Annotated in this window: 4 protein-coding genes; 2 read left to right on the top strand and 2 right to left on the bottom strand. The window is 50.9% G+C overall.

The annotated features are described in order from the left end of the window. On the bottom strand, positions 1-547 hold a 547-nt coding region (locus AQR02_RS17940), incomplete at its 3' end, for a DUF817 family protein (RefSeq protein WP_425339985.1). Between the two features lie 57 nt (positions 548-604). Between AQR02_RS17940 and AQR02_RS17935 the strand changes: the two genes are divergently transcribed. Then, positions 605-1,336 (top strand): SDR family oxidoreductase, encoded by a 732-nt coding sequence (locus AQR02_RS17935; RefSeq protein ID WP_054941648.1) that lies wholly within the window; start codon positions 605-607, stop codon positions 1,334-1,336. A gap of 23 nt (positions 1,337-1,359) precedes the next feature. Here the strand turns inward: AQR02_RS17935 and AQR02_RS17930 are convergent, their stop codons facing one another. Further along, complete coding sequence (locus AQR02_RS17930) at positions 1,360-2,409, bottom strand: Gfo/Idh/MocA family protein (RefSeq protein WP_082451895.1); 1,050 nt, start codon at positions 2,407-2,409, stop codon at positions 1,360-1,362. 205 nt (positions 2,410-2,614) lie between these two features. Here AQR02_RS17930 and AQR02_RS17925 point away from each other — a divergent pair, with 205 nt between their 5' ends. Then, on the top strand, positions 2,615-4,603 hold the full coding sequence (locus AQR02_RS17925; RefSeq protein ID WP_054941646.1) for a Na+/H+ antiporter: 1,989 nt from the start codon (positions 2,615-2,617) through the stop codon (positions 4,601-4,603). Positions 4,604-4,647: the final 44 nt, after the last annotated feature.

The following is a 4,647-nucleotide window of genomic DNA, read 5'->3' as shown; positions in this document are numbered from 1 at the left end:
GTACCCGGTAAATGATCCAGGTTCTCCAAAAGACAACGAATACAAGTGCTGTCAGCAGCCAGCGGAAATCAGGGATAAAGTGATGGGTGAAAAAGTTCAGATAGATGGCGCCTCCAAGTATCCACGCAGATGCAAGGCCCGGCCAGCCGGTCATGTCCATCTTCAGCCTGCGCCAGATCTGGCACATAAAGCTTGCAACACTCGCATACATAAATCCGCTATAGAGCGGGACACCAAATATCTTTGAAAGTCCGGGCTCGGGGTAGGACCATGATCCCATGCTGACTTTATAGATTTCCAGCAGCAGGCCAATCAAATGAAATACACAGATCACTTTGATTTCATCCCAGGTTTCGAGTCCGCTGCGGTACATCAGATACTGCACAGTTAGGAGTATAATCAGCACAGCATCATAACGGTAGATGAAAGGGATCTCAACCATGCCGGAAAGAGCCAGGGTTCCAAAGATCGCTACAGGAAAAATACAGCTCATCGCCTGATGATAGCCAAAATGCAGCAGCTGTATGACGGGTTTCAGTGGTATCATCTCCTTAGTGAGGGTTATCCCGCAAGTGTACTTATCAAATCAGCAGGAGGCGGAACGATGCAAAAGAAATGGGTTGTGGTAACCGGCGCAGACCGGGGTGTCGGGCTCAGTCTGGTTAAGCAGCTGCTTGATCAGGGCTATCATGTGTTTGCCGGGCAGGTTCAACAAGAGAATGATAATGCACTCGGTCAGCTTAAGGCAAGCCATAAAGAGCGGCTGCAGGTACTGCAGCTGGATATAAGCAGTGAAGATAGTGTGAAGCTTGCGCTGGACGGAGTCTCAGCAGTTACGGACCGGGTGGACATTCTGATTAACAATGGTGCGGTTCTGGGGGATATACAGGCTACGATTCAGGAGGAGCTGGATTTTGCAGAAATGGAGCAGGTATTCCGGGTGAATACGCTGGGGGCGCTTCGCATGTCCAATGGCTTAATGAAGCCGCTGCTCCGGAGTGAGGGCAGGCTGATCGTCAATATTTCCTCTGAAGCTGGCAGCATCGGTGCCTGCCGCCGCACCAGCTGGTACGCCTATTGTATGTCCAAGGCAGCCCTCAATATGCAGTCTCAGCTGATCCACAATGGGATCTCGGAGCAGGGCGGGAAAGTGATGGTCATCCATCCGGGGCATGTTCAGACGTATATGCAAGGTAAGCTGGACACCACAGGAAGTCTCACTCCTGATGAATCGGCCGGGTATATAATGCAATTGATTGAGAACCGCCTGAAGCAGAATGAGGAGGGGCAGGAGCTTACGCTCACCGATTATGCCGGTAATGTGCTGCCGTGGTAAGACTATGGCATCCTGGGATTATTTTATTGCAGTGTTACAGTACACCCGAGAGTGAGGGCCTCTTCTATCGCCAATGATAGCCTTACATCCTTTAATGCATCAGATAGGGAGTAGGATGAGATTCCCGACTGCAGGTACTCCGACATATTTAACAAGGATTGAGCCATGGCAATCTCTTCATCAGATAATGGGGAAGGATGAAAGGGATTCCGGAACAGACACTGCTGGCCAGCTCGTAATTCATAGAGCGCGAGACTTTCCAAACTGCCCTCCTGTCCTCCTTGTATCCGTTTCACTTGGAGGTATTCTGTTTCATCGGTACCCAGACGTCGGACAATATCATTATCGCGGATTTCACCATGTGAACCGCGGATGAGGACCCGGTTAGTGCGGAGGGGTGAAAAATATTGTGAGCGTGTAAAATCCAGCACGGCGCTTTTGCCGGACGGGAAAACCATAATAGCGATATCCTGCTGCTCCATCTTCAAGGTATCTTCGGCCTCTTTACCCCTGTATGTAAAGTCCATGATGGGAACCTCAAGCCGGCGGGCTGTGATTTCACATGATAGTTCAGAGACGGAGAGCCATTTGCGGATCAGGCTGATGCCATGGTAACCATGCGCCACAGAGGCTTGAACATGGCATACCTGTCCGAGAAGTCCGGCTTGAATGAATGCTGTTCTGGCCTGGTGGTGAGGGTGTAGCGGATACTGCTCTGCAACCTGGATAGAGGTAGAACCGGCTATGGGGAGGAGTCTCTCATAATCGGGAAGCGTTGCAGCAGTGGGAGTTTCGGCCAGCACGGGTATTTTTAAGGCAGACAGCTCTAATAGTAAGGAGACAGCTGCGTCCTTAGAAACCGCTAAGACCACAAAGTCGCTGTCAGCAGCAAGACTTTCTATTGAACTGTAGACAGGAAGCTTCCATTTGTCGATTAGATTCTGATATTTGGATGGGTTGCGAATCCATAAGCCGGTGACCTGAAATTGCTGCGGATGTTTTTGAGCCAGCGTCAAATAACAACTTGCCCTCCAGCCGCTTCCGATAATCCCAAAACGAACAGGTTTATTCATCGTTGTAAACACCTCGGTTGATGTAATCTTTCAGCAATTTATACCATCTCTGTATTTGAAAATCAAGGAGTTTAGAATCAAGTGTCTATTCATGAAGGGTTCAGGGATTCCCGATAAAAATAAGGTTGTGGCGTATTTACATTCAGTTTGAATTCATGAATTACACTACACTAACCCTGACTACAGAGATGGAGGTAATCAACCTTTGGAATTGTTTGAATATATTTTACTCCTGCTGGCGGCGCTGGCGGTATCCAATCTGGTGAACCGGTTTATTCCGTCGGTCTCTGTGCCGATTATCCAAATCGCGCTCGGAATGGCGATCACCTGGCTGCCCCTGCATTATGAAGTGATATTAAATCCGGGGCTGTTTCTGCTGCTGTTCATTGCTCCGCTGCTGTTCAATGACGGAAGGCACGCGGATAAAGAGGCGCTTTGGAAGCTGAAGAAGCCCATTCTTTTGCTGGCGCTGGGTCTCGTGTTCCTAACGGTCGGTGCTGTGGGGTATTTCGTACACGCTCTGCTTCCGGTGATCCCGCTGGCGGCTTCCTTTGCGCTGGCGGCTGCCCTGGCGCCTACAGATGCTGTAGCCGTCGGTGCGCTGGAGCAGAAGGTCAAAATCCCCCACCGCACGATGCAGATCCTTGAAGGGGAATCCTTAATCAATGATGCATCGGGTCTGGTATCCTTTCAATTTGCCGCAGCCGCTATGGTTACCGGGATGTTCTCCTTCAAGTCCGCCGGGCTCAGCTTTATTTCCATCTCACTTGGCGGGGTGGCCCTGGGTCTACTGCTCACACTGGTGAAATATGGAGTGGTAAAATGGCTGCGCAGACTCGGCATGGAGAACGTTACCCTCCATATGCTGATTGAGATTCTGACACCTTTTATGATATTTATGGCGGTGGAAGAACTGGGGGTCAACGGCATTCTTGCCGTAGTCGCAGCTGGGATTGCCCATTCCTTCAGCTATAAGAAAATGAATCCCGAGGTAGCCAAGCTGCGGGTTGTCTCCAAAAGCACCTGGTCCGTTATCATCTTTGTGCTGAACGGCCTGGTCTTCCTGCTGCTTGGCACACAGCTGCCGGAGATTATTCAGACGATTTGGAACAGCTCGGAAATCGGGAATTTCAAAGTCGTGATGTACACTTTATTGTTGACTGCAGCCGTACTCGGGCTGCGGCTGATCTGGGTACTTCTGATAGATGTTCCGGAGGACGGCGAAGAACGCAGCTTGGGGAAGGGCAGATGCAAAAAGGCGCTGATCCTCTCCCTGTCGGGCGTCCGGGGAACGATCACACTGGCGAGTACGTTGTCACTGCCGTTTTTCCTAGATGATGGAACTGCCTTTCCGTCAAGGGATCTTATCATCTTCCTGGCGTCCGGCGTGATTTTGTGGACACTGCTGGCCTCCAATTATCTGCTGCCGCTGCTGCTCGGGAAAGAGCCGGCAACAGCACAGGAAGAAGAGGAGGTACAGGCCAAAATTGAGATTCTGAGAAATGTGGTTGCCGGCTTAAACGATCTGACCACAGACCAGAACCGGCTGGCCGCCGTTCAGCTCATCAATACGTATACCTCCAGAATCCGCACGTTACGGAAGGACGACAGAAGTGATAACATGCAGCGTGCCCTAGGCCTGTCGGTCCTGCAATGGGAACGGGAGAACACAATGCTTGCGCTGGAGAGGAAAGAAGTCGATCCTTATACCGGCTACCGGTATTTGAGAAGGATTAACCAGATGCTGTATATGAGTACAAAGGATGCCCGGTATAAAAGAGAGTTGTTCCCTGTTAAGCAATGGGATGATGTGGTTGGCATCCTGCAGCAGGCCCGCTTAAGCTTCCGCGAAAGACGAGCCGAACGGACCAGACTCAGAAGCCAAAACATTTCTTATGTACTTAAACAGCTGAACGCGCTCCTTGCGGAGGGGAAGCCGGAGATGGAAACGGTCAGCGCCTTCATTCTGCAATATGAACGGATGCTGCTGCGTCTGAACAGAGATCAATCAAGTACAGGTACCCGTGAGGATTACGACCTGTCATTGCAGGAGCTGGCTCGGACCGGAATTCAGCTGGAGCGGGACAACCTTCAGGCCATGTTCGAGACCGGACGGATCTCCAGACAGGGCATGAAGGAAATGAAGCGCGACATCCTCTTCATGGAGCATGATCTGCGGGAAGAGGCAGTTTAGCGGAAGTCCCGCGCCGTCCAGAAGAGTGAATCAGAGGTAAAAAT

This window comes from Paenibacillus ihuae, from assembly GCF_001368795.1.
GTDB lineage: Bacteria > Bacillota > Bacilli > Paenibacillales > Paenibacillaceae > Paenibacillus_AQ > Paenibacillus_AQ ihuae.
Note: the sequence above shows the minus strand (reverse complement) of the source record. Positions and strands in the feature narration are given on the sequence as shown.

Excerpts from the sequence above, each read along its gene's own strand:
- AQR02_RS17935 (WP_054941648.1), top strand. The coding sequence starts at position 605 with ATGCAAAAGAAATGGGTTGTGGTAACCGGCGCAGACCGGGGTGTCGGG.
- AQR02_RS17930 (WP_082451895.1), bottom strand. The coding sequence starts at position 2,409 with ATGAATAAACCTGTTCGTTTTGGGATTATCGGAAGCGGCTGGAGGGCA.